This is a genomic window from Achromobacter xylosoxidans, assembly GCF_002192695.1.
GTDB classification, from domain to species: domain Bacteria; phylum Pseudomonadota; class Gammaproteobacteria; order Burkholderiales; family Burkholderiaceae_B; genus Achromobacter; species Achromobacter xylosoxidans_C.
The window spans coordinates 71,662-98,300 of the sequence record NZ_MTLG01000071.1; the positions used below are offsets into that span (position 1 = coordinate 71,662).

Annotated in this window: 27 protein-coding genes; 25 read left to right on the forward strand and 2 right to left on the reverse strand. The window is 68.0% G+C overall.

Translation table 11 applies throughout. The features are described from left to right. Nucleotides 1-21 precede the first annotated feature (21 nt). From mmsB to BRO63_RS13010, 3 genes are all read left to right on the forward strand, one after another. Nucleotides 22-912 carry a 3-hydroxyisobutyrate dehydrogenase gene (gene mmsB, locus BRO63_RS13000; protein ID WP_088140191.1) on the forward strand — a complete coding sequence of 297 codons (891 nt, stop codon included), beginning with the start codon at nt 22-24 and terminating at the stop codon, nt 910-912. Between the two features lies 1 nt (nt 913). Then, nucleotides 914-1,351, forward strand: a complete 438-nt coding sequence (locus BRO63_RS13005) for a PaaI family thioesterase (protein WP_088140192.1) — start codon at nt 914-916, stop codon at nt 1,349-1,351. A gap of 71 nt (nt 1,352-1,422) precedes the next feature. Next, nucleotides 1,423-2,112, forward strand: a complete 690-nt coding sequence (locus tag BRO63_RS13010; protein ID WP_088140193.1) for a VIT1/CCC1 transporter family protein — start codon at nt 1,423-1,425, stop codon at nt 2,110-2,112. Nucleotides 2,113-2,188: 76 nt separating this feature from the next. On the opposite strand, the gene ygfZ is transcribed toward BRO63_RS13010, so the two are convergent. Then, nucleotides 2,189-3,187 carry a CAF17-like 4Fe-4S cluster assembly/insertion protein YgfZ gene (gene ygfZ / locus BRO63_RS13015; RefSeq protein WP_088140194.1) on the reverse strand — a complete coding sequence of 333 codons (999 nt, stop codon included), beginning with the start codon at nt 3,185-3,187 and terminating at the stop codon, nt 2,189-2,191. A 152-nt stretch (nt 3,188-3,339) separates the two neighbouring features. Here ygfZ and mltG point away from each other — a divergent pair, with 152 nt between their 5' ends. The 5 genes from mltG to BRO63_RS13040 all read left to right on the forward strand — a co-directional run bounded on the left by mltG (nt 3,340) and on the right by BRO63_RS13040 (nt 7,979). Continuing rightward, entirely contained in the window at nt 3,340-4,503 is a 1,164-nt protein-coding gene (gene mltG / locus BRO63_RS13020; protein ID WP_088140195.1) for an endolytic transglycosylase MltG, read from the forward strand. Then, entirely contained in the window at nt 4,500-5,123 is a 624-nt protein-coding gene (tmk, locus tag BRO63_RS13025) for a dTMP kinase (RefSeq protein ID WP_088140196.1), read from the forward strand. Before mltG ends, tmk begins: the two co-directional genes overlap by 4 nt. Further along, the gene (gene holB, locus BRO63_RS13030; RefSeq protein WP_088140197.1) at nt 5,120-6,211 is read left to right on the forward strand and encodes a DNA polymerase III subunit delta'; all 1,092 of its coding nucleotides are present in this window, start codon (nt 5,120-5,122) and stop codon (nt 6,209-6,211) included. Before tmk ends, holB begins: the two co-directional genes overlap by 4 nt. Nucleotides 6,212-6,279: 68 nt before the next feature. Continuing rightward, nucleotides 6,280-7,050: a TatD family hydrolase gene (locus BRO63_RS13035; protein WP_088140198.1), complete on the forward strand. Its 771-nt coding sequence runs from the start codon at nt 6,280-6,282 to the stop codon at nt 7,048-7,050. Nucleotides 7,051-7,088: 38 nt separating this feature from the next. Then, nucleotides 7,089-7,979, forward strand: a complete 891-nt coding sequence (locus BRO63_RS13040; protein ID WP_088140199.1) for an ankyrin repeat domain-containing protein — start codon at nt 7,089-7,091, stop codon at nt 7,977-7,979. Between the two features lie 44 nt (nt 7,980-8,023). On the opposite strand, the gene BRO63_RS13045 is transcribed toward BRO63_RS13040, so the two are convergent. Continuing rightward, nucleotides 8,024-8,722 carry a GntR family transcriptional regulator gene (locus BRO63_RS13045; protein WP_088140200.1) on the reverse strand — a complete coding sequence of 233 codons (699 nt, stop codon included), beginning with the start codon at nt 8,720-8,722 and terminating at the stop codon, nt 8,024-8,026. 164 nt (nt 8,723-8,886) lie between these two features. On the opposite strand from BRO63_RS13045, the gene gabT reads away from it, so the two are divergent. From gabT to BRO63_RS13130, 17 genes are all read left to right on the forward strand, one after another. Next, a complete protein-coding gene (gene gabT, locus BRO63_RS13050) occupies nt 8,887-10,245 on the forward strand; it encodes a 4-aminobutyrate--2-oxoglutarate transaminase (protein ID WP_088140201.1) in 1,359 nt (452 codons plus the stop codon). A gap of 10 nt (nt 10,246-10,255) precedes the next feature. After that, a complete protein-coding gene (locus BRO63_RS13055; RefSeq protein WP_088140202.1) occupies nt 10,256-11,236 on the forward strand; it encodes an aminopeptidase in 981 nt (326 codons plus the stop codon). Next, nucleotides 11,233-12,006, forward strand: a complete 774-nt coding sequence (locus tag BRO63_RS13060; protein WP_088140203.1) for an enoyl-CoA hydratase/isomerase family protein — start codon at nt 11,233-11,235, stop codon at nt 12,004-12,006. Before BRO63_RS13055 ends, BRO63_RS13060 begins: the two co-directional genes overlap by 4 nt. Before the next feature lie 29 nt (nt 12,007-12,035). Beyond that, complete coding sequence (locus BRO63_RS13065) at nt 12,036-13,235, forward strand: CaiB/BaiF CoA transferase family protein (RefSeq protein WP_088140204.1); 1,200 nt, start codon at nt 12,036-12,038, stop codon at nt 13,233-13,235. Nucleotides 13,236-13,354: 119 nt separating this feature from the next. Next, a complete protein-coding gene (locus tag BRO63_RS13070; protein WP_256942955.1) occupies nt 13,355-14,590 on the forward strand; it encodes an ABC transporter substrate-binding protein in 1,236 nt (411 codons plus the stop codon). A gap of 28 nt (nt 14,591-14,618) precedes the next feature. Continuing rightward, nucleotides 14,619-15,494: a branched-chain amino acid ABC transporter permease gene (locus tag BRO63_RS13075; RefSeq protein ID WP_088140206.1), complete on the forward strand. Its 876-nt coding sequence runs from the start codon at nt 14,619-14,621 to the stop codon at nt 15,492-15,494. A gap of 4 nt (nt 15,495-15,498) precedes the next feature. Continuing rightward, a complete protein-coding gene (locus tag BRO63_RS13080) occupies nt 15,499-16,401 on the forward strand; it encodes a branched-chain amino acid ABC transporter permease (protein WP_088140207.1) in 903 nt (300 codons plus the stop codon). Beyond that, nucleotides 16,398-17,159, forward strand: coding sequence for an ABC transporter ATP-binding protein (locus tag BRO63_RS13085; RefSeq protein WP_088140208.1), 762 nt, complete (start codon nt 16,398-16,400; stop codon nt 17,157-17,159). The genes BRO63_RS13080 and BRO63_RS13085 overlap by 4 nt, the downstream gene beginning before the upstream one ends. Continuing rightward, nucleotides 17,156-17,902 (forward strand): ABC transporter ATP-binding protein, encoded by a 747-nt coding sequence (locus BRO63_RS13090; RefSeq protein ID WP_088140209.1) that lies wholly within the window; start codon nt 17,156-17,158, stop codon nt 17,900-17,902. Before BRO63_RS13085 ends, BRO63_RS13090 begins: the two co-directional genes overlap by 4 nt. Before the next feature lie 81 nt (nt 17,903-17,983). Further along, on the forward strand, nt 17,984-19,336 hold the full coding sequence (locus BRO63_RS13095; RefSeq protein ID WP_088140210.1) for an amidase: 1,353 nt from the start codon (nt 17,984-17,986) through the stop codon (nt 19,334-19,336). Between the two features lie 184 nt (nt 19,337-19,520). Further along, complete coding sequence (locus BRO63_RS13100; protein ID WP_088140211.1) at nt 19,521-20,267, forward strand: IclR family transcriptional regulator; 747 nt, start codon at nt 19,521-19,523, stop codon at nt 20,265-20,267. Between the two features lie 74 nt (nt 20,268-20,341). Continuing rightward, on the forward strand, nt 20,342-21,085 hold the full coding sequence (locus tag BRO63_RS13105) for a transporter substrate-binding domain-containing protein (protein ID WP_013393488.1): 744 nt from the start codon (nt 20,342-20,344) through the stop codon (nt 21,083-21,085). Beyond that, nucleotides 21,082-21,750 (forward strand): amino acid ABC transporter permease, encoded by a 669-nt coding sequence (locus tag BRO63_RS13110; RefSeq protein ID WP_088140212.1) that lies wholly within the window; start codon nt 21,082-21,084, stop codon nt 21,748-21,750. Before BRO63_RS13105 ends, BRO63_RS13110 begins: the two co-directional genes overlap by 4 nt. Before the next feature lie 8 nt (nt 21,751-21,758). Continuing rightward, nucleotides 21,759-22,544 (forward strand): amino acid ABC transporter ATP-binding protein, encoded by a 786-nt coding sequence (locus tag BRO63_RS13115; RefSeq protein ID WP_088140213.1) that lies wholly within the window; start codon nt 21,759-21,761, stop codon nt 22,542-22,544. Further along, nucleotides 22,541-23,488 (forward strand): formimidoylglutamase, encoded by a 948-nt coding sequence (gene hutG / locus BRO63_RS13120; protein WP_088140214.1) that lies wholly within the window; start codon nt 22,541-22,543, stop codon nt 23,486-23,488. Before BRO63_RS13115 ends, hutG begins: the two co-directional genes overlap by 4 nt. 297 nt (nt 23,489-23,785) lie before the next feature. Beyond that, nucleotides 23,786-25,075: a Glu/Leu/Phe/Val family dehydrogenase gene (locus tag BRO63_RS13125; protein ID WP_088140215.1), complete on the forward strand. Its 1,290-nt coding sequence runs from the start codon at nt 23,786-23,788 to the stop codon at nt 25,073-25,075. Between the two features lie 344 nt (nt 25,076-25,419). After that, the gene (locus BRO63_RS13130) at nt 25,420-26,529 is read left to right on the forward strand and encodes a porin (protein ID WP_088140216.1); all 1,110 of its coding nucleotides are present in this window, start codon (nt 25,420-25,422) and stop codon (nt 26,527-26,529) included. Nucleotides 26,530-26,639 lie beyond the last annotated feature (110 nt).

A 26,639-nucleotide genomic window follows, 5' to 3' on the forward strand; every position in this document is an offset into this window, starting at 1 on the left:
AGCAACAGGAGACAGGACATCATGAGCAGCATCGCGTTTATCGGTTTGGGCAACATGGGCGCGCCCATGGCATTGAATCTGGTCAAGGCCGGACATAGCGTGACGGTTTTCGATCTGGTGCCGGCAGCGGTGAAGACCCTGACGGACGCCGGCGCCCGGGCCGCCGCGTCCGCCTCGGAAGCCGTCAAGGGGGCCGAGGTGGTGGTCTCGATGCTGCCCGCCAGCAAGCACGTCGAAGGGCTGTACCTGGGCGAGGACCTGCTGGGCAAGATCCCGTCGAGCGCGCTGGTCATCGAATGCAGCACCATCGCGCCGGACTCGGCGCGCAAGGTGGCGCAGGCGGCCGAGGTGCGCGGCATCGCCATGATCGACGCGCCGGTTTCCGGCGGCACCGGCGGCGCGGCCGCGGGCACGCTGACCTTCATCGTCGGCGGCCAGGCTGCCGCGCTGGAGCGCGCCCGTCCCGTCCTCGAAAAAATGGGCAAGAACATCTTCCACGCGGGTCCGGCCGGCGCCGGCCAGGTGGCCAAGATCTGCAACAACATGCTGTTGGGCATCCTGATGGCGGGTACCTCCGAAGCCTTGGCGCTGGGCGTGGCCAACGGGCTGGATCCCAAGGTGCTGTCGGACATCATCGCCAAGAGTTCCGGCCGCAATTGGGCCACGGAGCTCTACAACCCCTGGCCCGGCGTGATGGAACATGCGCCGGCCTCCAAGGGCTATGCGGGCGGTTTCGGCGTGGACCTGATGCTGAAGGACCTGGGCCTGGCGGTTGAGGCCGCCTTGTCGGCGCGGGCCTCGATCCCGCTGGGCGAGCTGGCGCGCAACCTGTATTCGCTGCACAGTTCCGGCGGTTCGGGCAAGCTGGACTTCTCCAGCATCGTCAACCTGGTCAAGCGCGAGCAAGACTGACATGGCGCCATCGCAAGCGCAGCTGGACCCGGCTGGCCGGGTCCAGGAGAGCTTCGCCCGGCAAAGCATCATGACTTTGCTGGGTGCGCAGCTGGACGTGGTCGAGCCGGGCAGGGTGGACATCGTGCTGCCTTACCGCGCCGACCTGTGCCAGCAGAACGGCTTTCTGCACGCCGGCATTTCCACGACCATCGCCGACAGCGCCGGCGGCTATGCCGCCTATACCTTGTTCGCGCCCGGCGAGGACGTGCTGACCTCGGAGTTCAAGATGAACTTCCTGGCGCCCGCCAAGGGCAGCCGCTACGTGGCCAGCGGCCGCGTGGTCAAGCCCGGCAAGCGCCTGTCCGTCTGCCAGGTCGAGGTGCATGCGTACGACGGCGAGCAAGCCACGCTTTGCGTGATAGGCTTGCTTACCGCGGTGCGCGTGACGCCGCGCTGAATCCCGCGCGCGGCGGGTCCCGGTCGCTGGACCCGCCGCGCGTTCATCGCGCGGTGCATGGGTTTGCGGCAATGCCTTCAAAAGAACATCATCGGATTTTCCGCAGCAACTGGCTGCGCGCGGCCGTGCTGGGCGCCAACGACGGTATCGTGTCCACCGCCAGCCTCATTACCGGCGTGGCGGCGGCCCAGGCCACGCACGGTGCCATCCTGACCTCGGGCGTGGCCGGACTGGTGGCGGGGGCGCTGTCGATGGCGGCGGGCGAGTACGTGTCGGTGCGCTCGCAGGCCGACACCGAGGCCGCCGACCTGCGCCTGGAGCAGCGCTCGCTCAAGCGCAATTCCAGCGAGGAACTGGCCGAACTGATCGACATCTACGTGGCGCGCGGCCTGACCCGCGATCTGGCCGAACAGGTGGCGCGGCAATTGACCAGCCACGATGCGCTGGACGCGCATGCCCGCGACGAGCTGGGCATCTCCATGCATAACCGCGCCCGTCCGGTGCAGGCCGCCGTGGCGTCCGCGGCATCGTTTGCAGGCGGCGCGGCCTTGCCGCTGGCCGTGGCGGCGACGGCGCCCTTGCCGCAATTGATCGTCTGGGTCATAGGCGCATCGGTCGCCTGTCTGGCCGGCCTGGGCGCCCTGGCCGCGGGCGCGGGCGGAGCGCCCAAGGGGCCGGCGGCGTTGCGGGTGACGATCCTGGGCGGCCTGGCGATGGCGGCGACGGCGGGCGTGGGCGCGTTGTTCGGCGTGGCGGTGTAGGGGCAAAGGCCGGCTTGAGAGCATCCGGTCCGGCGCAACCGTGCCGGCTCAGGCGCCGGCGCGGCGGCCCCTGGTTTTACGGCGTGATGGAGTAGGGCAGCGCGACGGCCGAAATGCGCGGACCGTCCGCGGCGCCCAGGCGCAGGTCGCCTTCGGGCAGCGCCGCCAGCGTGGTTTCGAACAGCACCGAGACGACGCCTTGCGCGCCGGCCGCGTCCACGATCCGGCCGGTGGGCTCGCCGGGCTGGGTGGCGTCATAGACGTCCACGCCGGCCAGCGCCTGGTCCTGGACGGCGGCGTCGGCGATGGTGCCGTAGGCCATGCGCCGCTTGACCGTGCCGCGATAGTGGCTGCGCGCCACCACTTCCTGGCCCGGATAACAGCCCTTGGTGAAGCTCACGCCCTGGATCAGGTCCAGGTTGACCGTCTGCGGGATGAAGACGTCCTGGGTGGCCGCGGTGATCCACGGGATACCCGCGGCCAGGTCGGCGGCGTGCCATTGCGCGGCGGGCGCCAGGCCCAGCGCGCCGGCCAGCGCGGCTGACTGCTCCAGTTGTTCGTCGGAGGCGATCCACCACCAGCGCAGGCGCGCGTCGGCGGACGGCGCGGCGATCCAGGTGCCGGACGGCAGGTCGGCGCGCTGCCAGGGCGCGCGCGGCAGCGCACCGGCGGCGGCTTCCAGCGCGGCCAGGTCCGCGGCCGATGCCGTGACGCCCGCCACGTGCAGCGGCGTGGCGGCAAGCTTGGCCTTGGCGCGCAGCACGAACATCGACAGGCGCTTGAGCAGGGCCTGCGCCAGGTCCTGGCGCACCAGGCCGTAGAGTTGGGGGGCGTCGTCCGCGCCGGGGGCGCCGCGCCACATCACCAGGGTGGCCAGCAGGCGGCCCTTGGCGGTGCAGTAGCCGGCCAGACGGGCGGCGTCCTGGGGCAGGCCGGTGACGTCCTGCGTGAGCTGGCCGTGCAGGAAGGAGAGAGCGTCCGCGCCGGAGGCGGCAAAGACCAGGAAATCGTCCAGCGGCGCAATTTGCGCGCAACCTTCCGCGCGGGCGGGAATCGAAGAATGGAAAGCGTGCATGGAGGCGGTGTTATCGCGTCATCAAAGTGCTGATGATAGCCGTGTTCCCCTCCGGGCTGGGCCATGTCCCCGCCGCGCGCAGGGACGCGCGCTACGTTCCGCCCCTCTTTAGCCGCAACAGGTCCGCGCGATCAATTAAACTTCCGACACTTATGAAGAAGCGACTCTTTTCTTACGTCCTGTGGTTTTTCCTGTTGATCGCGCTGGCGGCCGCCGCGGCCGTGGGCGGCGCCTGGTATTGGGCGCACAAGCCCATGCAGTTGCCGGCCGACCGGATAGATTTCGTGGTGGATCCGGGCAGCAGCCCGCGCACGGTGGCGCGCGCGCTGAACGAGGCCGGCGTGCCGGTCTGGGAGCCTGGGTTCGTCTGGATGGCGCGCCTGTCCGAACTCGACAAGCAGATGAAGGCGGGCGGCTACCAGGCCATCAACGGCGATACGCCGTGGAAGCTGCTGGAACGCCTGGCGCGCGGCGACATGACGCAGCGGCAGATCACCTTCCTGGAAGGCTGGACCTACCGCCAGATCCGCCAGGCGCTGCGCGCCAACCCGGACGTCAAGCAGACGCTGGGCGAAACCACCGATGAAGAATTGATGGAACGCCTGGGGTCCGACATCAAGCAGCCAGAAGGGCTGTTCTTCCCGGACACCTATATCTTCACGCCCGGCAGCACCGACTACGACCTGCTGCGCCGCGCCTACCAGGAAGGCCAGCGCATCCTGCAGGACACCTGGGCCAAGCGCCAGCCGGACCTGCCGGTGACCACGCCCTACGAGGCCCTGGTGCTGGCGTCCATCGTGGAAAAGGAAACCGGCCACGGGCCGGACCGCCGCCGCGTGGCCGGCGTGTTCACCAACCGGCTCAAGATCGGCATGCTGCTGCAGACCGACCCGACCGTGATCTACGGCATGGGCGACGCCTACCAGGGCCGCATCCGCAAGCGCGACCTGCAGACCGACACGCCCTGGAACACCTACACGCGTCCGGGCCTGCCGCCCACGCCGATCGCCGCGCCGGGCCGCGCGGCGCTGCTGGCGGCGGTGCAGCCGGAACAGCACAAGTTCCTCTTTTTCGTTTCCCGCGGCAACGGCACCAGCGAGTTCTCGGTCAACCTGAACGAGCACAATCGCAACGTTTCCCGCTATATCCTGGGCCAAGGCCAGAACGCGGCGCCCAGCCCGGCCTCGAACCGTGGCGCAGCCAACGGCGGCCCGGCCAATGGGACGCCCGCAGCCGCGCCCAGCGCCAGCCCGGCGCCGGACGCCGCGCCCGAGCCGGACCAGGGACAGGCACAAGTACAAGGACAAGACCAATGACCACGCGCGGACGCTTTATCACGCTGGAAGGCGTGGACGGCGCGGGCAAGAGCACGCATACCGTCTGGATCGCCGATTTCCTGCGCGCGCAGGGCCTGGACGTGGTGTCCACCCGTGAACCCGGCGGCACGCCGCTGGGCGAGAAGCTGCGCGCCTTGTTGCTGACCGACCCCATGGGGCTGGACACCGAGACGCTCTTGATGTTCGCCGCCCGCTGCGAACATCTGCACCAGGTCATCGAACCGGCCCTGGCGCGCGGCGCCTGGGTGGTCTGCGACCGCTATACCGACGCCACCTACGCCTACCAGGGCGGCGGCCGCGGGCTGGGCGCGGCGCGCGTGGCCGCGCTGGAAGCCTGGATGCAGGCCGGCCAGCCCGACCGCACCTGGCTCTTCGACGTGCCGCTGGAAGTGGCGCGCGCCCGGCTGGCCGACGCGCGCGAGCCGGACCGCTTCGAGCGCGAAGGCGCGGCCTTTTTCGAACGCACCCGCGAGGCCTATCACGCGCGCGCCGCGGCCGAGCCGCAGCGCATCCGCATCGTCGATTCGACTCAGTCCATCGCCCAGATCCGTACCGGCCTGGAAGCGGGGCTGCGCGAATTGCTGGGGCAGGCGGCATGAACGCGACCCGCGCCGCCAAAGACGAGGACGTCACGGCGTCCAACGCGCCGCAATTCCTGCCCTGGCAGGCCGAGACGGCGCGCAACTGGCTGGGCAACCGCGACCGCTTCGCCCACGCCTGGCTGATCCATGGACTGGCCGGCATCGGCAAGCTGGACTTCGCGGTCGCCGCGGCGGCCAGTCTGCTGTGCGAAACCCCGGATAACGGCCTGGCCTGCGGCCGTTGCGCCGCCTGTGCCTGGTTCGCCAGCGGCAACCATCCCGATCTGCGCCGCATTCGCCCCGAGGCCGTGGCCGTGGAAGAGGGCGCGGACGCCGCCGAGCCCTCGGAAGACGCCGAACCCGCCACGGGCACCGCCAAGCGCGCGCCGTCCAAGGAAATACGCATAGACCAGATCCGCTCGCTGGAGTCCTGGTTCAACACCGCCACGCACCGCGGCGGCTGGCGCGTGGCGCTGCTGTACCCGGCTCATGCGCTGAACGTGGTGTCTTCCAACGCCTTGCTCAAGGTGCTGGAAGAGCCGCCGCCGCACACGGTATTCCTGCTGGTCGCGGATGCGCCGGACCGCCTTTTGCCCACGCTGGTGTCGCGTTGCCGGCGCCTGCCGCTGCCGGCGCCGGACGCCGATACCGCGCTGCAATGGCTGCGCGAACAGAACGTGGAGCCGGCCCGCGAATGGCTGGCCGCGGCCGGCGGCGCGCCGCTGGCGGCCCTGCGCCTTGCCCAGTCGGGCGAGGCCGCTTGCCCGCCGTGGCTGACGCAACTGGTCGGCCCCTTGTCCAAGGGCCAGTCGCCCGACGTGGGCACGCTGGCCGAGGCCCTGGAAAAAGTTGCGGCGACCGAATGGATCGACGCCTTGCAGCGCCTGTACACCGACCTGATGCTGGCCAGCGCGGGAGCGCCCGCGCGCTACTTTCCAGCCTTGGGCAGCGCGGTCGCGCAGGTCGCCACGCGCATGAACCCGGCCAAGGTGGCCGAGGCCGCGCGCTGGCTGACGCGCCAGCGCGCGCTGGCCACCCATCCCTTGAACGCCAAGCTCTTCGCCCACGCGACCTTGCAGCGCGTGGTGCTATCCTGCCTGGCGTAAGCCCTTGATCCGGCGGCGCTTCGTCCGGCAAAGGGCGCAGCGCCGCGGCACTTGTATCCAGACTCATCATGTACGTCGATTCCCACTGCCATTTGAACTTCCCGGAACTGGCCGCCGACTTGCCGACCATTCTCGACCGGATGGCCGCCAACCAGGTCACGCACGCGCTGGTCGTCAGCGTCAACATGCCGGAATGGTCGGGCCTGATGTCGCTGGTCGAACCGCAGGCCAATCTGTGGGCCTCGGTCGGCGTGCATCCCGATTACGAAGACACTCCGGACCCCACGCCCGAAGAGCTGGCGCGCCTGTCGGAGCATCCCAAGGTCGTGGCCATCGGCGAGACCGGGTTGGACTACTACCGTCTGTCCGAACCGCTGGACTGGCAGCGCGAGCGTTTTCGCCGCCACATCCGCGCCGCCCGCGACACGGGCCTGCCCCTGATCGTGCACACGCGCTCGTCCGCCGAGGACACCGTGCGCATGCTGCGCGAAGAGCAGGCGGCCGAGGTCGGCGGCGTGATGCATTGCTTTACCGAAAATTGGGAAGTGGCACAGGCTGCGCTGGACCAGAACTTCTATATTTCCCTGTCGGGCATCGTGACCTTCAAGAATGCGCAGATCGTGCATGAAGTGGCCGCCAAGGTGCCGCTGGACCGCTTGCTGATCGAAACCGATTCGCCGTACCTGGCGCCGGTGCCGTACCGCGGCAAGCTGAACGATCCGTCCAAGGTGATCCACGTGGCCGAGAAGATCGCGGATCTCAGGGGCATACCCGTGGCCGAAGTGGCGCGTGCGTCAACCGATAATTTCTTCCGTCTTTTCAATAAGATAAAGAAATAATCTAATCTAATTTATTTAAAGTAATTTATAGGAATCCCATGGCTGCCCGCAACGCTTCCGTCCAGAACACCCTCTTGTCGTGTTGCCGTGGAGCGCTGCTGGCGCTGGCCATCGGCATGACGGTGCCGGCCGCGGCGCAGGCGGCCAACCCAGGCGATTGGTGGGTCTATGTCGCCAACGACTATCCGGACGACATCAAGGAACTGCTGGCGCGCGGCGAAGATCCCAACGTGCGCTACAAGAACGGCCAGCCCGCGCTGATGCGCGCGGTGGTGGACGGCGCCTGGAAGGTGTTCGACGTGATCGCCGCCGACAAGCGCACCGACGTCAACGCCGAGAACCCGGCGGGCGAGACGCCGCTGATGTACCTGGCCATCGCCGGCCAGACCGAACGCGCCAAGACGCTGATCGCCCGCGGCGCCCAGGTCAACCGCCTGGGCTGGACGCCGCTGCACTACGCCGCGTCCAAGGGCCAGCTGGAAATGGCGCGCCTGCTGCTGGCGCACAAGGCCATGGTCAACGCACCCGCGCCCAATGGCGAAACGCCGCTGATGATGGCGGCGCTGTCGGGCCGCAAGCCCATGGTGGACCTGCTGCTCAAGGCGGGGGCGGACGTGGGCTCGCGCGATACCAAGGGCCAGACGCCGGCCGATTGGGCCAGGACGGGCAAGTCCACGGCGGTGGCCGCGGAACTGGACAAGCTGATCGCCCAGCAAGAAGAAACCCGCCGCAAGCTGCGCGCGTCGCGGCCGGCCGAAGAAGGCGCCGAGGCGGCGGGCGCGGCAGTGAGCGTGCCGGCCAGTCCGGAGCCGGGCGCGGCAGCCGCGCAGGCTCCCGCTGCAGAAAAGAAAGCCCCGGCCGCGTCTTCCGCGGTCCAGGGCGTTTCGGGCGTGAAGCTCAACAACTACGACGAGCCCGCCGCGCCCTGAGGCGCGGGCTTGCCCGAGGCCGGCCCGCAAGGGGCCGGCCCGATTCAGATCACGTAGTTCTTGTAGCGCTCGATGTAGTCGCGGGCGCTGCCGTTCAATTCGCGCACGCAGCGCTCGGCCTCGTCGCCGTCGCCGCGCACCATGGCGTCCAGCAGGGCGCGGTATTGCTTGATCCCCATCTCTGAGCGGCCCGGCAGCAGGGCCACGCGGCGCATCGACACGCGGGTGCGGTCGTAGATGCGCTCGATCATGTCGCTTAGCACTGGATTGCGCGCCAGTTCCTTGATGTGGTTGCGGAACTGTTCGATCGTGGCCACGTGGGCCTCGATGTCGCCGCTTTTCAGGCTCTGTTCGAAAGGTTCGCCCAGCAGGGCCTGCATCGCTTCCCAATCCGCGGGCGTGGCGTTGGCCATGGCCAGGCGGACGGCCAGGCCGTCCAGCGCCTCGCGCACCTGATACAGGCGGTAGGTGGTTTCCATGTCGACGAGGGCCACCACGGCCCCCTTGTTGGGCACCCGCTCCACCAGCGCGCGGTCTTCCAGCGTCGCCAGCACTTCGCGCGCCTTGGCGCGCGGAATCTCGTAGGCCTGCGCCAGGTCTTCTTCCGGCACGCGGGTGCCGGGCAGCAAGGCCTGCGACGCAATGCGTTCCCGCATATCGAGTATGACTTCGTGGGTGGAGGCCGCCTTGCGTGTTTCGGGGGCGGCGGCGTCAGCAGAGGCAGTCGCGCGTTTAGTGGGCATGTAGGCACCTGGATTAAGTGGGGCCAAGCATAGCATATTTTGGACGCAAGATTGTGCACAATTTAGAATGCGTAGTTGTAAATCATCATTGACACAATAAAACGCACAAGAATATAGTGACTTCACTTCGTCGCCGTACCTACTCATCCAAGGAGCCCAGGGCAATGAAAGACGCCGCGCAGTCCCCTCAACTTCCCGGCCCGCAGTGCCAGGCATACCTGGCCCGGCGCAATGCCGCGGTCGCGCTGGGCGTGGCCAACGGGCCGCCGGTGTTCGCGGCCGCTGCCCGCGGCGCCACGCTGACCGACCTGGACGGCAACGCCTACATCGATTTCGCCGGCGGTATCGGCACCCTGAACGTGGGCCACGCGCACCCCGAGGTGGTGGCCGCCGTCCAGGCGCAGGCGGCGCGCTATCTGCACACCTGCTTCAACATCGTCATGTACCCGGAATACATCGAGCTGGCCGAGGCGCTGGTCGACCTGGTACCCGGATCCTGGCCCAAGAAAGCCATGCTGCAGACCACGGGCGCCGAAGCCGTGGAAAACGCCATCAAGGTGGCGCGCCGCGCCACCGGCCGGCAGGCGGTGGTGGCCTTCGAGAACGCCTTCCACGGCCGCACCTACATGGCGCTGTCGCTGACCGCCAAGGCCCCCGCCTACAAGACCGGCTTCGGTCCCTTCGCGTCCGAGGTCTACCGCGCGCCGTTCCCGGTGCGCTACCGCTCGGGGCTGACCGAAGCCGAATGTTCCGAGGCCGCTTTCAATGAATTCCGCCGCCTGGTCGAAACCGAGGTCACGCCGGAGCAGGTCGCCGCGGTCATCATCGAACCGGTGCAGGGCGAGGGCGGCTTCCATGCCGCGTCGCCCGCCTTCCTGCAGGCGTTGCGCGCCTATTGCACCCAACACGGCATCGTGCTGATCGCCGACGAGATCCAGTCGGGCTTCTGCCGCACCGGGGAATGGTTTGCCACCCAGCATGCCGGCATCGAGGCCGACCTTTACACCCTGGCCAAGTCCATGGGCGGGGGGCTGCCGATAGCGGCGCTGGTGGGGCGCGCCGACCTGATGGACGCGCCGGCCGTGGGCGGCCTGGGCGGCACCTATGGCGGCAACCCGCTGGCGTGCGCCGCGGCGCTCGCCACCATCGCGGTCATGCGGCGCGAAGACTACGCGGCGCGCGCCCGCGACCTGGGCGGCCGGGTGCGCGCCCGCTTTGCGGACTGGGCCGGCCAGTACGGCATCGTCGGCGACGTGCGCGGCCTGGGCGCCATGGTGGCGTTCGAAGTCGTGCGCGGCGCGGGCGACGACAGTCCCGCCGGCGATCTGGCGGCCCATATCGTGCAGGCCGCCTACCAGGGCGGGCTGGTGCTGGTGAAAGCGGGCTTCTACGGCAACGTGATCCGCTTCCTGGCGCCGCTCTCCATAACCGACGAGGAACTGGCCCGCGGCCTGGACATCCTCGGGCGCGCGGTGGCCGACGCCCAGCGCATCGCCGACGCCCGCGCGTCGCAAGCGGCTTGAGGAGCGCATCATGCACACGCTGTTGAAACTGAAGAACGCGCGCAAGGTGGTCAGCCAGCTGGGCGCGGCCAAGCCGGGCATGGAAGTGCTGGTGCTGTACGACCTGCACACCCACCACAACGTCGAGCCCCTGGCGATCGCGGTGGACGAGGCGGGCGCCGGCCTGCACCTGCTGCAGATCGCGGGCTCCGCGCGCCACGGCCGGCAGTTGTCGCCGGTGGTGGCCCAGGCCATGCAGGGGGCCGACCTGGTCATCGCGCTGACTCGCGCCAATGCCGCGCACACCGACGCGCGCCAGCAGGCCACGCGCGCCGGGGTCGGCGTGATCGTGCTGCCGGAATCGCATCTGCCCGACTTCTTCCTGGCCGAGGGCTGGGACTGCGACTTCGACGCGCTGCGCCCGCAGATCCAGGGGTTGGCCGACGCGCTGACCCGCGCCGACACGGCCCGCGTCACCAGCGAACTCGGCACCGACGTGACCATGAGCATCGCCGGCCGCCACGGCCGCGCGCTGCACGGCTTTGCCAACACCACCGACATTTCGGCGGGCTATTGCCTGGAGTCCAGCCTGGCGCCGGTGGAGGGCACGGCCGAAGGCGTGATCATGGTCAACGCCAGCATTCCCGGCGTCTCGCTGATCCGCGACGAGCCCGTGCGCATCCATATGGAAAAGGGCATGGCGGTGGCCATCGAGGGCGGCGCGGTGGCGCGCCAGTTCCGCGAACTGCTGGCCAGCTTCAACGATCCGCAGGTATACAACCTGGGCGAACTGGGCGTGGGCATGAACCCGCGCTGCCAGTTGGACGGCACCATGCTGTCCGACGAGTCGGTCTACGGCTCGATCCAGCTGGCGCTGGGCACCAGCGCCTATATCGGCGGCACCGTCAAGGCGGCGGCGCACTACGACACCATCGTCACCGACGCCACGCTGGAACTGGACGGCAAGGTGGTGCTCAAGGGCACCGAACTGCGCCTGGAGGACGCGGCATGAGCATAGACCTGAGCCGCGACGCCGACGGCGTGGCCACCGTGCTGATGAACCGCCCGGAAAAGCGCAACGCGTTCACGCTGGACATGTACCGGGAATTCGGCCGGGTCATGCGCGAACTCGACGCCGACGACGCCGTGCGCTGCGTGGTGCTGCGCGGCGCGGGCGGCGCTTTCTGCGCCGGCAGCGACATCGGCGGCTTCGAGGAAGACCGCGACGGCGCCGCGCAGGCGGCCGAGTACGCGCTCTTCACCCTGTCCATGACCGACACGCTCAAGCACCTGCGCCACCCCACCGTGGCCTGCATCGAAGGCGTGTGCGTGGGCGGCGGGCTGGAGCTGGCCGCGCTGTGCGACATCCGCATCGGCGGGCGCAACAGCCGCTACGGCATCCCGGTGAACCGCATCGGCCTGACCGTGGACCACCAGGAACTGGCCGACCTGATCCGCGTGGTGGGCGCCGCGCGCGTGCTGGAAATCCTGCTGGAAGGAAACATCTTCGGCGCCGAGGAAGCCATGTCCAAGGGCCTGCTGACCCGCGTGGTGGATGACGAGCGCGTGGCGGAACAAACCTACGCCACCGCCCGCCGCATCGCCGCGGCGGCGCCGCTGGTCAATCGCTGGCACAAGCGCTTCGTGGGCCAGCTGCGCGAAGGACGCGCGTTGACTCCGGACGAACGCAGCGAAGCCTACGAATGCTTCGGCACCGAGGATTACCGGCGCGGCCGCGAAGCCTTCGCCGCCAAGCGCATTCCCGAATTCATCGGCCGCTGATCCGGCCATCGACCCAAGACGGACCGCATATGACTCAAGCTGCATCCCCCCTTGCCGGCATCAAGATCCTGGATCTCTCGCAGATCATGGCCGGCCCGTACTGCACCATGGTGCTGGCCGACCTGGGCGCCGAGGTCATCAAGGTCGAGAAGACCGGCGCCGGCGACGACTCGCGCGAAATGGGCCCTTATGTGAACGGCGAATCCACCTGTTTCGCCCAGATCAACCGCAACAAGCAGGGCGTGGCGCTGAACCTGAAGGACCCCGAGGCCCGCGAGGTGCTGTACGAGCTGGCGCGCTGGGCCGACGTGGTGGTGGAGAACTATCGCGTGGGCGTGACCAAGTCGCTGGGCGTGGACTACGAAACGCTGTCGCGCATCAATCCGCGCCTGGTGTATTGCTCCATCTCGGGCTACGGCCATTCCGGACCCTATGCGGGCAAGGGCGGCTTCGACCTGGTGGCCCAGGGCATGAGCGGCATCATGAGCATGACGGGCGAACCCGGCGGGCGGCCCTTGAAGTCGGGCATCGCCATCTATGACGTGGGGGCGGGCCTGACCGCGGTCTACGCCATCCTGGCCGCCTGCATCCACCAGATGAAAACGGGCGAAGGCCAGCACATCGACATCGCGCTGGCCGAGTGCGGGCTGCCCTGGTTCGTCTGGGAAGCCGCCGCCTATTTCGCCGACGGCACGGTGCCGGAAGGCACCGGCAGCCGCCACCGGGTGTCGGCGCCATACCAGGCGTTCAACACGCGCCAGGGCTACATCATGATAGGCGCGGCCAACCAGCGCACCTGGGAACGGCTGTGCGGGGACGTGCTGGAACGTCCCGAGCTGATCACCGATCCGCGCTTCATCACGAACTCCGACCGGCTGACCCATATCGCCGAGCTGGAACCCATACTGGAAGCGGAGTTCGCACGCGCCGACGCGGCCGAATGGATCGAGCGCTGCGAGCGGGCCTCGGTGCCTTGCGGCCCGATCAACGACTTCGGCCAGGCCATGCAGGACCCGCACTACCTGGCGCGCGGCATGGTGCAGGAACTGGACCATCCGGCGCTGGGCAAGATGAAGACCATCGGCATTCCGACCAAGTTTTCCAAAACCCCAGGCGCCTTGCGCACGGCGGCGCCGCTGATGGGCCAGCACACCGACGAGGTGCTGCGCCGCTTCGGCGTGGCGGAAGACAGCATTGCAGGCATGCGCGCCCGAGGAGTCATCGCGTAGCAGGCAAACCGCAGCAGGCAGTATCGAAGTCGCATCCAAGCTCCAAGGGGACGCCGGCCGTTAGAACGCCGGCGGCTATTCGAAGTTGAACAAAGATGTTCACGCCGCAAGGAACCTTCATGACACAGCCCATCCATCTTTCCCGCCGCGGCTTCATCGCGGCCAGCGCCGCGCTGGCCGCCTGCGGCGCGCTTCCCTCCCTGGCCAGGGCGCAATCGGCCCAGCCGTTCCGCCTGGGGGCGCTCAATTCCATCACCGGCGTCGGCGGCCCCTACGGGCCGGCCATGCTGGAAGCCATCAAGATCGCCATTGACGAGGTCAACGCCGCCGGCGGCGCCGCCGGCCGCAAGATCCAGCTTTACGCCGAAGACGACCAGACCAAGCCCGACGCCGCCGTGCTGGCCGTGAAGAAGCTGATCGAGATCAACAAGGTCGAGGCCGTGGTCGGCATCTGGCCGTCGTCGGTGGGCCTGGCCGCCATGCCCATCACCAATGCCGCCGGCCTCATCACCATGAACACCTGCGGCGCGCCGGAAATGCTGACCGAGAACAAGCAGGGGCTGGCCTGGATGTTCCAGGCGTCCAACGCCGTGTTCGGCCGCGCCTTTGCGGAGGTGGCGCGCCAGCGCGGCTTCAAGCGGCCGGCGGTCATGGCCTTCAATAACTCCACCTTCGTGGGGCAGGCCAACTACTTCCGTGATGCCTGGCAGGAGAAGGGCGGCAAGGTCAGCGCCTTCACCATCTACGAACCCAACCAGACCACCTACCGCACCGAGCTGACCAAGGTGCTGGCCTCCAAGCCCGACGTGATCTCGCTGAGCGCCTACCGGCCCGACGCCACCATCATCCTGAAGGAATGGTTCCAGACCGGCCAGGACTGCAAGTTCATCATGCCCGGCTGGACCGCCAACGAAGACCTGGTGAAGGCGCTGGGCAAGGAAGCCACCGAGGGCATCATCTCGATCTCCAACGTGGCCGCCCACGAGCACCAGGCGTACAAGACCTTCGCCGCCGAATTCCGCAAGCGCACCAAGCGCGAGCCGGACATCTTCGCGTCGCAGTCCTACGACATGGTGATCACGCTGGCGCTGGCGATCGAGGCGGCGGGGGCGACCGCGGACGTGGCCGCCATCAACGGCAAGATCCGCGCCGTGACCGCGCAGGGCGGGGGCGAGAAGGTCAGCGGCTTCGCGCAAGGCCAGGCGCTGCTGCGCGCCGGCAAGCCGGTGGACTACGACGGCGCGTCCTCGCGCCTGGACTTCGGCAAGCAGGGCGAGACCGTGCCGGACTTTGGCGTCTTCGATATCCGCGACGGCAAGCTGGTGCTCAAAGAAGTCATCGCCGGCCAGGTCTGACGATAAAAAACACTAGGGGAACACAAGTATGGATGCAATCACCGTCATCAACGCCGCCATCAACGGCGTTGTGATCGGGATGCTGCTGGCCTTGCCGGCACTGGCGATCACGCTGGTGTTCGGCATCGCCCGCTTTCCCAACGCCGCCAGCGGCGACTACATGACGTTGGGCGCCTACGCCGCCGTCTTCACCCAGGCGCTGGCCGGCGGCTCGATGCTGGCGGGCGGCCTGGCCGCCGTCGCCGCCACCACCCTGGTCAGCCTGTTCTTCTATGCCTGGGTGTTCCGGCCGCTGGAGTCGCGCTCCAACGTGTCGCGCCTGATCGCGTCCATCGGCGTGGCGTTCGCGCTGCGCAGCACGATCACCTTTTTCGCGGGACAGGACCAGTACACCTTCGACCTGCCGCTCACGCGCGCCTGGAACTTCGGCGGCGTGCGCATCCTGCCCACCGACCTGTACATCGTCGGCACGGCGGTGGCGGCGCTGGCGCTGGTGTTCGCCCTGATGCACATGACCCCGACGGGGCGGCGCATGCGGGCGGTGGCCGACAACCCCGAGCTGGCCGCGGCCAGCGGCATACGCGGGCGGCGCGTGATGATCACGCTGTGGAGCATCGCGGGCGCGTACTGCGGGCTGGGCGGCGTGCTGCTGGGCATCAAGGCGGTGGTGATTCCCGAACTGGGCTGGGAATTGCTGATGCCCATGTTCGCGGCCGTGATCCTGGGCGGCATCGGCAATCCGGTGGGCGCCATCGTCGGGATCATGGTGTTCAGCATTGCGCAGGAAGTCGCCAGCCTGGTGGTCGGGCCGGCCTACAAGATCGTGTTCGCCTTCGCGGTGCTGCTGTGCGTGTTGCTGCTGCGTCCCCAGGGCATCTTCGGCCGTCCGATGGCGGCGAGGTGAAATCATGGAAGCCTATCTGATTGCTATCGCCATCGGGATCCTGATCTACATGCTGCTGGCCTTCGGCCTGTCGCTGCACTACGGGTTCACCGGACTGATCAACTTCGGCCACGTCGGCTTCTTCGCCATCGGCGCCTATACCTCGGCCTTGCTGTCGCTCAAGGGCGTGCCGATACCGATATCCATGGCGGCGGCCGCCGCCTTCGCGGCGCTGGCGGCTTGGCCGCTGGGCATGATCGCCTTGCGGCTGGGCAGCGACTACCTCGCCATCGTGACGCTGGGCTTTTCGGAGTCGGTGCGCATGATGCTGCAGACCGAGGAATGGCTGACGCGCGGCATGCACGGCCTGCCCGGCATCCCGCGGCTGTTCGCCGGCTGGGCCTCGCCGCAGACGGTGGACCTGTGGATCATGCTGCTGCTCCTGGCGGTCAACGCCGGCGCCTTGTTCCTGATCCACCTGGTGATACGCAGCCCCTTCGGCCGCGTGATCGAGGCGGTGCGCGACAACGAGGTGGCGGTGCGGGCGCTGGGCAAGGACCCGGCCCGCTTCAAGACCCGTTCGCTGATGCTGGGCGCGGGCCTGGCCGGCCTGGCCGGCGCCTTCCAGGCGCACTACCTGACCTTCATCAGCCCGGAACAGTTCGTGCCGCTGATCACCTTCTACATCTGGATCGCCATCATCCTGGGCGGGGTGGGGCGCTTGAGCGGCGTGGTGGCCGGCACGGTGCTGCTGGTCGGGTTCCTGGAAGGCTCGCGCTTCGTGCGCGACTTCGTCGGCGGCATCTCGGAGGTGCAGATGGCCAGCGTGCGCATCGGCGTCATTGGCCTGGCGCTCATCTGCGTGGTGCTTTACCGGCCCCAGGGCATTTTCGGCAATGCTGCCGCTACGCGCAGGAGAAAGGCATGACGCTGCTTTGCATCAAAGGGCTGAGCGCCAGCTTCGGCGGCTTCAAGGCGCTGGACGACGTGTCGCTGGAAGTGTGCAAGGGTGAAATGGTCGGGGTGATCGGCACCAACGGCGCGGGCAAGAGCACGCTGTTCTCGGTGGTCACGGGCTACATCCCGCCCAGTTCCGGGTCGGTGCGCTTCGCGGACGAGGACATCACGGGCATGGCCGTGCACCAGCGCGTGCGCCGAGGGCTGGCGCGCACCTTCCAGGTACCGCGCGAGTTCAGCCAGCTGACGGTCTTCGACAACATGATGGCGGCCGCGCCGGACCAGCGCGGCGAAAAGCTGGCGGCGCTGGTCTTCGCCCGCCGCGAGGTGGCCCGCGAAGAGGCGCGCAACGCGGAGCGCGTGCACGAGCTGCTGGCCTTCCTGAACCTGTCGCGCGTCGCGGACGAGCCGGCCGGGAAGCTGTCGGGCGGCCAGAAGAAGCTGCTGGAGCTGGGGCGGCTCTTGATGCTGGAGCCGCGCTGCATCCTGCTGGACGAGCCGTTCGCCGGCGTCAATCCGGTGCTGATCGAAGAGCTGTCGGCGCGCATCGTGGAACTGAACCAGCGCGGCCTGACCGTCGCCATCATCGAACACAACCTGGAAGAGCTGTCGCGCATCGTGCCGCGCATGTACGTCATGGACCGTGGCCGCGTCATCGCCGAAGGCACGCCCGACAGCGTCCTGGCCAACGAACAGGTGCGCGAAGCGTACATGGGGGGAGTGATATGAGCCAGCTCGTCATGCAAGGCCTGTCCGGCGGCTACGGCGAGGTCGATATCGTGTCCGGCATCGACATGCACGTGGCGCCGCGCGAGATCGTCACCATCGCCGGCACCAACGGCGCGGGCAAGTCCACGCTGGTCAAGGCGGTGATGGGCCTGCTGCCGCGCATCGCCGGCACGATGAGCTTCGATGGCCGCGACCTGCTCACGCTGCCGGTCGAGGAGCGCGTGCGCATCGGTATTTCCTATGTGCCGCAGGTGCGCAACGTGTTCGGCGCGCTGACCGTGCTGGAGAACCTGCAGGTGGTGGAACACGTGCAGGCGCGTGAGAAGCGCATCCGCGACATGTTCGAGCTGTTCCCGGCGCTGGCCGGGCGGCGCAAGACCCACGCCGAGAACCTGTCCGGCGGCGAACGCCAGCAGTTGGCTTTCGCCCGGGCGCTGATGTCCTCGCCGCGCCTGATGGTGCTGGATGAGCCCTCGGCCGCCTTGTCGCCGGCGCTGACCGAGCAGGTGTTCGCCGAAGTGCGGCGCCTGCCGCAGATCGGCGTGGGCGTGCTGATGGTGGAGCAGCGCGCGCGCCAGGCGCTGGCGTTCAGCGACCGCGGCTACATCCTGGATTCCGGCCGCATCGTGCTGACCGACACGGGGCAGGCGTTGCTGGCCAACCAGCATATGAGCGATCTGTATATCGGGCGGGGCGGCCACGCGGGCGCGGACCGTCCTCCCAGCGGCAGTGTTCCCGCTTGAATCAGCCAGAGCCATCCCGCCGGCAGCCGCCGTCGCGGATGGCAAATCCCTACTTCCATATCCCTTTGCAGGAGCCGTATCTTGCCTACTTCCGAAACCATGGTTTCCCCGGCGCCCGTTGCGCGCCGCCCGGCGCCCGGCGCCATCGCCGCGTTGACCGCCACCCAGGGTCTGGCCGCGCTGGAGCAGGGCAGGCTGACCTGCGAGGCCTGGGCGCGCGCCTGCCTGGACCGCATCGAAGAGCGCAACGGCGGCGTCAAGGCCTGGGTCCGGGTGGACGCCGAGGGCGCGCTGGCCCGCGCCCGGGAATGGGACCGCCACGGCCGGCGGCGTGCGTTGGACGGCGTGCCGCTGGGCATCAAGGACACCATCGACACGGCGGCCATGCCCACCGAATTGGGCGATCCCGAGATCTTCCCCGGCCGCCAGCCCGAGGCCGACGCGCCCGTGGTGACGCAGGCGCAGGAACTGGGTTTCAACGTGCTGGGCAAGAACACCGTGTCGCGCCACGCCATCATGCTGCCGGGGCCTGCGCGCAATCCGCATGACCTGACCCGCACGCCGGCCGCGTCCTCGGCCGGTTCGGCGGCGGCCGTCGCCGACTTCATGGCGCCGCTGTCCATCGGCACGCAGACGGCGGGTTCGATTCTGCGGCCGTCGGCGTTCTGCGGCGCGGTGGGCTTCAAACCCACGCTGGACGCCATTCCCTACGTGGCGATCCGGCGCTATTCGCGGGTATTGGACGTGATCGGGCCGATCTCGCGCTCGGTCGACGATGTGGCCTTGTTCATGCGCGCGTTTACGGGCGATCCCCGGTTTGATCCAGCGTCCACATTGCGCCGCGATTTCCGCCTGGGCGTGTGGCGGCCGAAGGACTGGGCCGACACCGAACCCTGCATGCGCGAAAGCTTCGAGGCCAATCTGCGCGCGCTATCGGCCGCGGGCGTGAAAGTCACGGAACTGGTTATGCCGCCGGCCTTCGACACCATGGGCGAGGCGCAGGACGTGATCATGGCCTACGACCTGGCGCGCGAGTACGCCGCCATCAAGCGCGACCATGCGGCGCTGTGCGATCCCGGGCTGATCGAGTACCTGACGATGGGCGAGGGCCTGTCCGCGGCCGACTACGCCGGGGCGCTGGATGCCGCCGACGCCTGCCGCCGGGCGTACTACGACGTGGCGCGCGAGGTCGACGCGGTGGCCATGCCTTCCACGCTGGGCGAGGCGCCGCCCGCCAGCTCCACCGGCAGCTCGGCCTTCATCCGCATCTGGTCGCTGCTGCACAACCCGTCCATCACCTTGCCCGTGGCGCGCGGCCCCAACGGCCTGCCGCTGGGGTTCCAGATGGTCGGCTTCGTCAAGGAAGACGCGCGGCTGCTGTACTGGGCGCGTTGCGCCGAGCGCATCTTGGGGTCGACCGCCCACCAACCCTGACCGGCCCCTGGGCAGGGTCAGGTCCGACGCGCGCCGCCGGGGCGCGGCGGACTCTTTGGCGCCTTCGGGCGCCTTTTTTGCGCCGGCTATTCGGGGTTTTCCCCAGTAATTCTCAATATTCGGGAATAAAAAGTAGGCTAAGAGCCATAAATTGATAATCTGCGCTCCGTTAGCTTGGAGCCAAATGTTGAAAGCGGATCTATCAGTCGGGGCAGGCGCGGATCGCGTGCTGTACGTGCTGGCCACCCTGGCCAGGCACGACGGCCCCCTCAGCATCGCCGCCCTGGCCGAGCAGACCGGCCTGGCGCAAAGCACCCTGTACCGGCAGGTGGCGCTGCTCAAGCGCTGGGGCTTCGTCGCCGAGCACGATGGCGAATACGGCCCCGGCCCGCTGTGCGTGCAGCTGGCCTGGGGCTTTGACCAGTCCTCGTTCCTGATCCATGAAGCGCAGCCCGACATGGCCGCGCTGGCCGCCGCCTCCGGCGAAACCATAGGCCTGCTGGTGGCGGTCAAGGACCAGGCGGTGTGCCTGGACATGATCGAAAGCCAGCATCCGCTGCGCTGTTCCTTCACCAAGGGGCGCGGCCTGCCGCTGGCGCGCGGCGCCTCGGCCAAGTCGCTGCTGGCCTTCATGCCGCTGGCGCGCCTGCAGGCCGCGCTGGCTTATCTGGCGGCCGAGGCCGGCGTGGACGCCGGACGCCTTGGGCAAGAACTGGAAGCCATCCGCGCCCAGGGCTATGCCGTCACCGACAGCGAGGTCGATGCCGGCGTCTGGGGCGTGAGCGTTCCGATTTTTCAACGCGCCAACCAGGCCGTGGCCTCGATCACGCTGATGGCGCCATCGACCCGGGCCGCCCAGCGTCCCGAGGCATTGACCGAGATGACCGTGGCCGCGGCCCGGCGCATTTCGGCGAAGTTGCAGGCGCATTGAGACAGTCTTCGTCCATTCCACGCCGTATCCATACCCACCCGACCGCCGTATCCATATTCCATAGAGGACCCACCATGACCACTCGCCGCACATTGCTGACCGCCGCCCTGACGCTGGGCCTCGCCTGGAGCGCCGGTCCGGCGTTCGCCCAGGAAACCATCCGCGCCGTGACCGACGCGACTTTCCCGCCGATGGAGTTCGTCAAGGACGGCAAGCGCACCGGCTTCGACATCGAATTGGTGGAAGCCTTGGCCGGCGCCATGGGCAAGAAGGTCGAATGGATCGACATCGACTTCAAGGGCCTGATTCCCGCCCTGCAGGCCGGCCGCGCCGACATCGCCGTGTCCGCCATCTACATCACGCCTGAGCGCGCCAAGGTCGTGGACTTCACCGATCCGTACTACGCGGGCGGCCTGGTCGTCATGACCAAGAAGGACGGCCCGGTCAAGACGCTGAAGGACCTGGACGGCCGCAAGGTGTCGGTGCAGGTCGGCACCAAGTCGGTTAACTACCTGAAGGAACACTACCCGGCGGTGCAGCGCGTGGAAGTCGAGAAGAACCAGGAGATGTTCAACCTGGTGCAGATCGGCCGCGCCGAAGCCGCGGTGACGGGCAAGCCCGCCGCCAAGCTGTTCGCCCAGAGCACGCCCGACCTGACCGTGCTGAACGACCAGATCACCACCGAGGACTACGGCATCGCCGTGCCCAAGAACAAGCCCGAGCTGACCCGTGAGCTGAACGCCGCGCTGCAGAAGCTCAAGGCCGACGGCAGCTACCAGGCCATCGTCAACAAGTGGTTCGAGGCCCCCGCGAAATGAACCTGGATTTTTCTCCCGTCTTTGCCGACTTCGGCGCGCTGATCAACGGCGCCGTGGTCACCGTCGAGGTGACCGCGGGCGCCTTGCTGCTGGCCTGCGTCATCGGCCTGCTGGTGGGCGTGGGGCGCCTGAACCCCAAGCGCTACGTCATCTACAACCTGTGCAGCGTCTACCTGCTGCTGTTCCGCGGCACGCCCTTGCTGGTGCAGCTGTTCATCTGGTTCTTCGGCCTGCCGCATTTCGGCATCACCCTGCCGGCGTTCGCCTGCGGCGTGCTGGGCCTGGGCATGTATTCCGGCGCCTACGTGTCGGAAATCGTGCGCGGCGCGATCCAGTCGGTGGACCGCGGCCAGACCGAGGCGGCGCGCTCGCTGGGCATGTCGTCCGGCCAGGCCATGCGCATCATCGTGCTGCCGCAGGCGGTGGTGCGCATGATCCCGCCGCTGGGCAATGAATTCATCGCGCTGATCAAGAACTCGGCCCTGGTGTCGCTCTTGACGATCCACGACCTGATGCATGAAGGCCAGAAGATCATCAGCGTGTCCTATCGCTCGCTGGAAACCTATCTGGTGGTGGCGCTGATTTATCTGATCCTGACCACGGCTACCATGCTGGTGCTGCGCAAGATTGAACACCGCCTGCGCGCGGGGGGGATGGTGCAATGAACTCCGCAATGAACTCTGCCGCGGACCCGCAAGAAATGATCCGCATCCGCGGCCTGCGCAAGTCCTACGGTGACCACGAGGTCTTGCGCGGCATCGACTTCGACGTGCTGCCGTCCCAGGTGGTGGTGGTGATCGGGCCCAGCGGCTCGGGCAAGAGCACCTTGCTGCGCTGCTGCAACGGGCTGGAAGTGGCGCAGGCCGGCACCATCGACATCTGCGGCCAGACCCTGCTGGACCACGGCAAGCTGTTGCCCGAGGCCGAACTCAACCAGCTGCGCATGCAGGTGGGCATGGTGTTCCAGGGCTTCAACCTGTTCCCGCACCTGTCGGTGCTGGACAACGTGACGGTCGGTCCGCGCAAGCTGCGCGGCATGGGCCGCGAAGAAGCCCACGCGCTGGCCGCGGACCTGCTGGACAAGGTCGGCCTGGGCCAGAAGATGGCGGCCATGCCGGCCAGCCTGTCGGGCGGGCAGAAGCAGCGCGTGGCCATCGCCCGCGCCCTGGCCATGCAGCCCAAGGTCATGCTGTTCGACGAGCCGACCTCGGCGCTGGACCCGGAACTGGTGGGCGAAGTGCTGCAGGTCATGAAGCTGCTGGCCAAGGAAGGCATGACCATGATGGTGGTCACGCACGAAATGGGCTTTGCCCGCGACGTGGCCGACGTGGTGGCGGTGATGGACGGCGGCGTGATCCTGGAATCCGGTTCGCCCGACGTGATCTTCACCCAGCCGCGCGAGCCGCGCACCCGCGAATTCCTGCAGGCGGTGCTGAACGCGGGGCAGGGGGCGGCATGAGCGCGGCGCAATTCGACCGAAGCTTGTGGAAGGCCCGCGACGACAGCGCCGAACAAGGCGACACGCGCCGCCTGGCGCATATCGTCGAGGCGGCCGCCGGCCAGGTCCGCAAGGGCGAGCCGGTGCTGCTGGGCTTCGCCTGCGATGCCGGCGTGGCCCGCAACCAGGGCCGCATCGGCGCGGCCGAAGGCCCGTCGGCCATCCGCAAGTTCCTGGCGGGCCTGCCGGCGCACGGCCTCACGCGCCTGCTGGACGCCGGCGACGTGGCCTGCGAGGGCGACCGTCTGGAAGACGCCCAGGAGCAACTGGGCCTGCGCGTGGCGGAACTGATGGAGCAGGGCGCCCGCCCGCTGGTGCTGGGCGGCGGCCACGAGATCGCCTGGGGCAGCTTCCAGGGCCTGGCGCGCTGGCTGGACGCCTGCGGCGACACGGAACCCGTGCTGGTGCTGAACCTGGACGCGCACTTCGACCTGCGCACCGGACGGCCCGGCAGCTCCGGCACGCCGTTCGACCAGATCTCGCGCTATTGCGAGGAACGCGGCCGGGCCCTGCAATACGCCTGCCTGGGCGTATCGCGGCTGGCCAATACCCCGGCGCTGTATGCGCGCGCCGCCGAAGTCGGCGCCATCTGGGTCGAGGACCGCGACATGCAGGAGCGCCACCTGGCGGCGCGCCTGGCCAACGTCGACGCCTTGCTGGCCCGGGCGCGGCACGTCTACCTGACCATAGACCTGGATGTGCTGCCCGCGGCGGTCATGCCGGGGGTGTCGGCCCCGGCGCCCTATGGGGTGCCACTGACGGTCATTGAGGAAATCGTGCTGCGGGTCAAGGCCAGCGGCAAGCTGCGCCTGGCGGACATGGCCGAATTCAATCCGCGCTTCGACCAGGACGGTCATGGCGCGCGCGCGGCGGCTCGCCTGGCCTGGCAGTTGCTGAACGATTGAACGGACCGGCGCCTCATCCTTCGGATGGGGGCAGGATCAGACGGGGCGGTTTCCTGGTAGGAAGCCGCCCCGTTTTTCATCCCCCTCATGGCGGGCGGCAGGGCTTGCAGCTTATGGCTGGCAGGCTGGACGCTGCCGGTTTGGCGGCTTAGGATAAGGGCAGCATCAGGCCTGGGTTTGCGGCCCGTTCAACCGCCTCAACAGTTATATGTCCCCAATTAAAATATTTTTGTTTTAAATGGGGACGCTATAACTTTCGTGGATAAAATGGCGCAACTTTGTCAGGAGAGCCAGCTCATGTCTCAAACTCCCACCCACGCATTGCCGTCTTATCTGAACGCCGAGGACCTCGGCCCCTGGGGCAACTACCTGCAGCAAGTCGACCGGGTCACCCCGTATCTTGGTTCGCTGGCGCGTTGGGTCGAGACCCTGAAGCGCCCCAAGCGTTCCCTGATCGTCGACGTGCCGATCGAACTCGACAACGGCAGCATCGCCCACTTCGAGGGCTACCGCGTCCAGCACAACGTCTCGCGCGGCCCCGGCAAGGGCGGCGTGCGTTTCCACCAGGACGTCACGCTCTCTGAAGTGATGGCGCTGGCGGCCTGGATGTCGATCAAGAACGCCGCGGTGAACCTGCCCTACGGCGGCGCGAAGGGCGGCGTGCGCGTTGACCCGCGCAAGCTGTCGGCTTCTGAGCTCGAGCGCATGACGCGCCGCTACACCTCGGAAATCGGCGTCATCATTGGACCGTCCAAGGACATCCCGGCGCCCGACGTGAACACCAACGCCCAGACCATGGCCTGGATGATGGACACGTACTCCATGAATGAAGGCGCCACCGCCACCGGCGTGGTCACCGGCAAGCCGATCGCGCTGGGCGGCAGCCTGGGCCGCGTCGAGGCCACCGGCCGCGGCGTGTTCGTGGTGGGCTGCGAAGCCGCGCGCGACATGAACATCGACGTGTCCAAGGCGCGCGTCGTGGTGCAGGGCTTCGGCAACGTGGGCGGCACCGCCGCCCGCCTGTTCCATGAGGCCGGCGCCAAGGTCATCGCCGCACAGGACCACACCGGCACCGTGCACAATCCGGCGGGCCTGGACGTGCACAAGCTGCTGTCCTACGTGTCGCAGCATGGCGGCGTGGGCGGCTTCGCCGGCGGCCAGGCCATGGACAAGGCTGAGTTCTGGACGCTGGAAACCGAATTCCTGATCCCGGCCGCCCTGGAAAGCCAGATCACCGCCGACAACGCCGCCAAGGTGCGCGCGAAGATCGTCGTGGAAGGCGCCAACGGTCCCACCACGCCGGAAGCCGACGACATCCTGGCCGAACACGGCGTGTACGTGGTGCCGGACGTGCTGGCCAATGCCGGCGGCGTGACGGTCAGCTACTTCGAATGGGTGCAGGACTTCTCCAGCTTCTTCTGGAGCGAGGACGAGATCAACCAGCGCCTGGAGCGCCTGATGCGCGAAGCCTACGCTTCGGTGTCGCAAGTGGCCAAGGAGCACAAGGTCACGCTGCGCACGGCGGCGTTCATCGTCGCTTGCACGCGCATCCTGCAAGCGCGCCAGGTGCGCGGCCTGTACCCCTGATACCCGATACGGCGGGGCGTCCCCGGACGCCGCGCCGAGGAGGGCAGGAGACAAAAATGGAAATCGCCCCGCAAGGGGCGATTTCCATTTGCGCGTCCGCACGCGCACCGCGCATGAATAGCACATCGGTATTGCAGGCCTGCGCGCGCCGCGTCCTTGCTTGCGGGCTGTCGGCGCGGCGCGACATCCTGCGCTTTTTTCGCGGCCTAGGGAATTTCCCAGCTTGCGTAACCAGAACTGACACATTGCGTCCCTAGAATTCGTTCCTGCCATGCGCCAGGCGCGCCGCACGCGATGCGTGCCAGCCCGGATGCGCATGTCTGTTCAATCAATGGGAATTTGCAATGAAAAAGACTTTGTTCGTCACCGCCATGCTGGCCGCGTTCGGCGCAACGGCGCAGGCGGAAACCTCGGTGACGCTGTACGGCTTGATCGACACCGGTATCGGCTACCAGCGCATCAAGGGTGATGGCTACCATGAGTCCAAGGTTGGCATGGTCAACGGCGTGTCCAGCGGTTCGCGCTGGGGCCTGCGCGGCGCCGAGGACCTGGGCGATGGCCTGAGCGCCGTGTTCACGCTGGAAAGCGGCTTCAACTCGGCCAACGGCACGTCGGGCCAGAGCAGCCGCCTGTTCGGCCGCCAAGCCACCATCGGCCTGAAGAGCACCTCGTGGGGCCTGTTGGAACTGGGCCGTCAGACCAACATCGCTTCGAAGTACTTCGCCGCGATCGATCCGTTCGGCGGCAGCTACGGCCAGGCCAACATCGGCGTGGCCTTCAGCGCCGCCAACACGGTCCGCTACGACAACATGGTGCAGTACTCGACGCCGTCGTTCAGCGGCCTGCAGTTCGGCATCGGCTACTCGTTCAACGCCGCCGACACGACCGCCGCGCAAACCGGCTTCAAGACCGCCGACAACACCCGCGCCATCACCACCGGCCTGCGCTATGTCAGCGGCCCGGTGAACGTGGCCCTGACCTATGACCAGCTGAATCCCGCGAACCAGCTGAACACCGACGCCACGCCCAAGTCGTGGATGATCGGCGGTTCGTATGACTTCGAAGTGCTGAAGCTGGCGCTGGCCTACGGCCAGACGCGCGACGGCTGGTTCACCGGCCAGGGCGTCAATGCCTTCGGCAGCGGCAGCCCCACGGCCAAGGGCTTTGGCACCAACGTGGCGGTGTCGGGCTTCAAGGCCAATTCCTACCTGGTGGGCCTGAGCGTGCCGATCGGCGGCGCCAGCAACATCCTGGCTTCGTGGCAGCGCGCCGACACGGACAGCGACAAGCTGACCGGCGACGACGCCACCATGAACATCTACAGCCTGGGCTACACCTACAACCTGTCCAAGCGCACCAATCTGTACGCCTTGGGTTCGTATGCCACCAACTTCGCGTTCACCGACGGCGTGAAGAGCACCGTGGCCATGGTGGGCGTGCGTCACCGCTTCTAAGACGCAAGGCGAGCCAGGGCGGCGCGCCTGCGCCGCCCCGCCGCCGCGGTTGCACTGAGCGGACTGGGCGTCTTACCCGGCCACAGACGCGAAAAAAGCGGCCACCTCCC

Bases quoted from the DNA above. Each gene is read 5' to 3' on its own strand.
- BRO63_RS13125 (WP_088140215.1), top strand. From the start codon at position 23,786: ATGTCTCAAACTCCCACCCACGCATTGCCGTCTTATCTGAACGCCGAG.
- tmk (WP_088140196.1), top strand. From the start codon at position 4,500: ATGACCACGCGCGGACGCTTTATCACGCTGGAAGGCGTGGACGGCGCG.
- BRO63_RS13065 (WP_088140204.1), top strand. From the start codon at position 12,036: ATGACTCAAGCTGCATCCCCCCTTGCCGGCATCAAGATCCTGGATCTC.
- BRO63_RS13010 (WP_088140193.1), top strand. From the start codon at position 1,423: ATGCCTTCAAAAGAACATCATCGGATTTTCCGCAGCAACTGGCTGCGC.
- BRO63_RS13040 (WP_088140199.1), top strand. From the start codon at position 7,089: ATGGCTGCCCGCAACGCTTCCGTCCAGAACACCCTCTTGTCGTGTTGC.
- BRO63_RS13045 (WP_088140200.1), bottom strand. From the start codon at position 8,722: ATGCCCACTAAACGCGCGACTGCCTCTGCTGACGCCGCCGCCCCCGAA.
- BRO63_RS13035 (WP_088140198.1), top strand. From the start codon at position 6,280: ATGTACGTCGATTCCCACTGCCATTTGAACTTCCCGGAACTGGCCGCC.
- gabT (WP_088140201.1), top strand. From the start codon at position 8,887: ATGAAAGACGCCGCGCAGTCCCCTCAACTTCCCGGCCCGCAGTGCCAG.
- BRO63_RS13085 (WP_088140208.1), top strand. From the start codon at position 16,398: ATGACGCTGCTTTGCATCAAAGGGCTGAGCGCCAGCTTCGGCGGCTTC.
- BRO63_RS13100 (WP_088140211.1), top strand. From the start codon at position 19,521: ATGTTGAAAGCGGATCTATCAGTCGGGGCAGGCGCGGATCGCGTGCTG.
- mltG (WP_088140195.1), top strand. From the start codon at position 3,340: ATGAAGAAGCGACTCTTTTCTTACGTCCTGTGGTTTTTCCTGTTGATC.
- BRO63_RS13110 (WP_088140212.1), top strand. From the start codon at position 21,082: ATGAACCTGGATTTTTCTCCCGTCTTTGCCGACTTCGGCGCGCTGATC.
- BRO63_RS13130 (WP_088140216.1), top strand. From the start codon at position 25,420: ATGAAAAAGACTTTGTTCGTCACCGCCATGCTGGCCGCGTTCGGCGCA.
- hutG (WP_088140214.1), top strand. From the start codon at position 22,541: ATGAGCGCGGCGCAATTCGACCGAAGCTTGTGGAAGGCCCGCGACGAC.
- BRO63_RS13055 (WP_088140202.1), top strand. From the start codon at position 10,256: ATGCACACGCTGTTGAAACTGAAGAACGCGCGCAAGGTGGTCAGCCAG.
- holB (WP_088140197.1), top strand. From the start codon at position 5,120: ATGAACGCGACCCGCGCCGCCAAAGACGAGGACGTCACGGCGTCCAAC.
- BRO63_RS13080 (WP_088140207.1), top strand. From the start codon at position 15,499: ATGGAAGCCTATCTGATTGCTATCGCCATCGGGATCCTGATCTACATG.
- BRO63_RS13105 (WP_013393488.1), top strand. From the start codon at position 20,342: ATGACCACTCGCCGCACATTGCTGACCGCCGCCCTGACGCTGGGCCTC.
- ygfZ (WP_088140194.1), bottom strand. From the start codon at position 3,187: ATGCACGCTTTCCATTCTTCGATTCCCGCCCGCGCGGAAGGTTGCGCG.
- BRO63_RS13075 (WP_088140206.1), top strand. From the start codon at position 14,619: ATGGATGCAATCACCGTCATCAACGCCGCCATCAACGGCGTTGTGATC.
- BRO63_RS13090 (WP_088140209.1), top strand. From the start codon at position 17,156: ATGAGCCAGCTCGTCATGCAAGGCCTGTCCGGCGGCTACGGCGAGGTC.
- BRO63_RS13060 (WP_088140203.1), top strand. From the start codon at position 11,233: ATGAGCATAGACCTGAGCCGCGACGCCGACGGCGTGGCCACCGTGCTG.
- BRO63_RS13115 (WP_088140213.1), top strand. From the start codon at position 21,759: ATGAACTCTGCCGCGGACCCGCAAGAAATGATCCGCATCCGCGGCCTG.
- mmsB (WP_088140191.1), top strand. From the start codon at position 22: ATGAGCAGCATCGCGTTTATCGGTTTGGGCAACATGGGCGCGCCCATG.
- BRO63_RS13070 (WP_256942955.1), top strand. From the start codon at position 13,355: ATGACACAGCCCATCCATCTTTCCCGCCGCGGCTTCATCGCGGCCAGC.
- BRO63_RS13005 (WP_088140192.1), top strand. From the start codon at position 914: ATGGCGCCATCGCAAGCGCAGCTGGACCCGGCTGGCCGGGTCCAGGAG.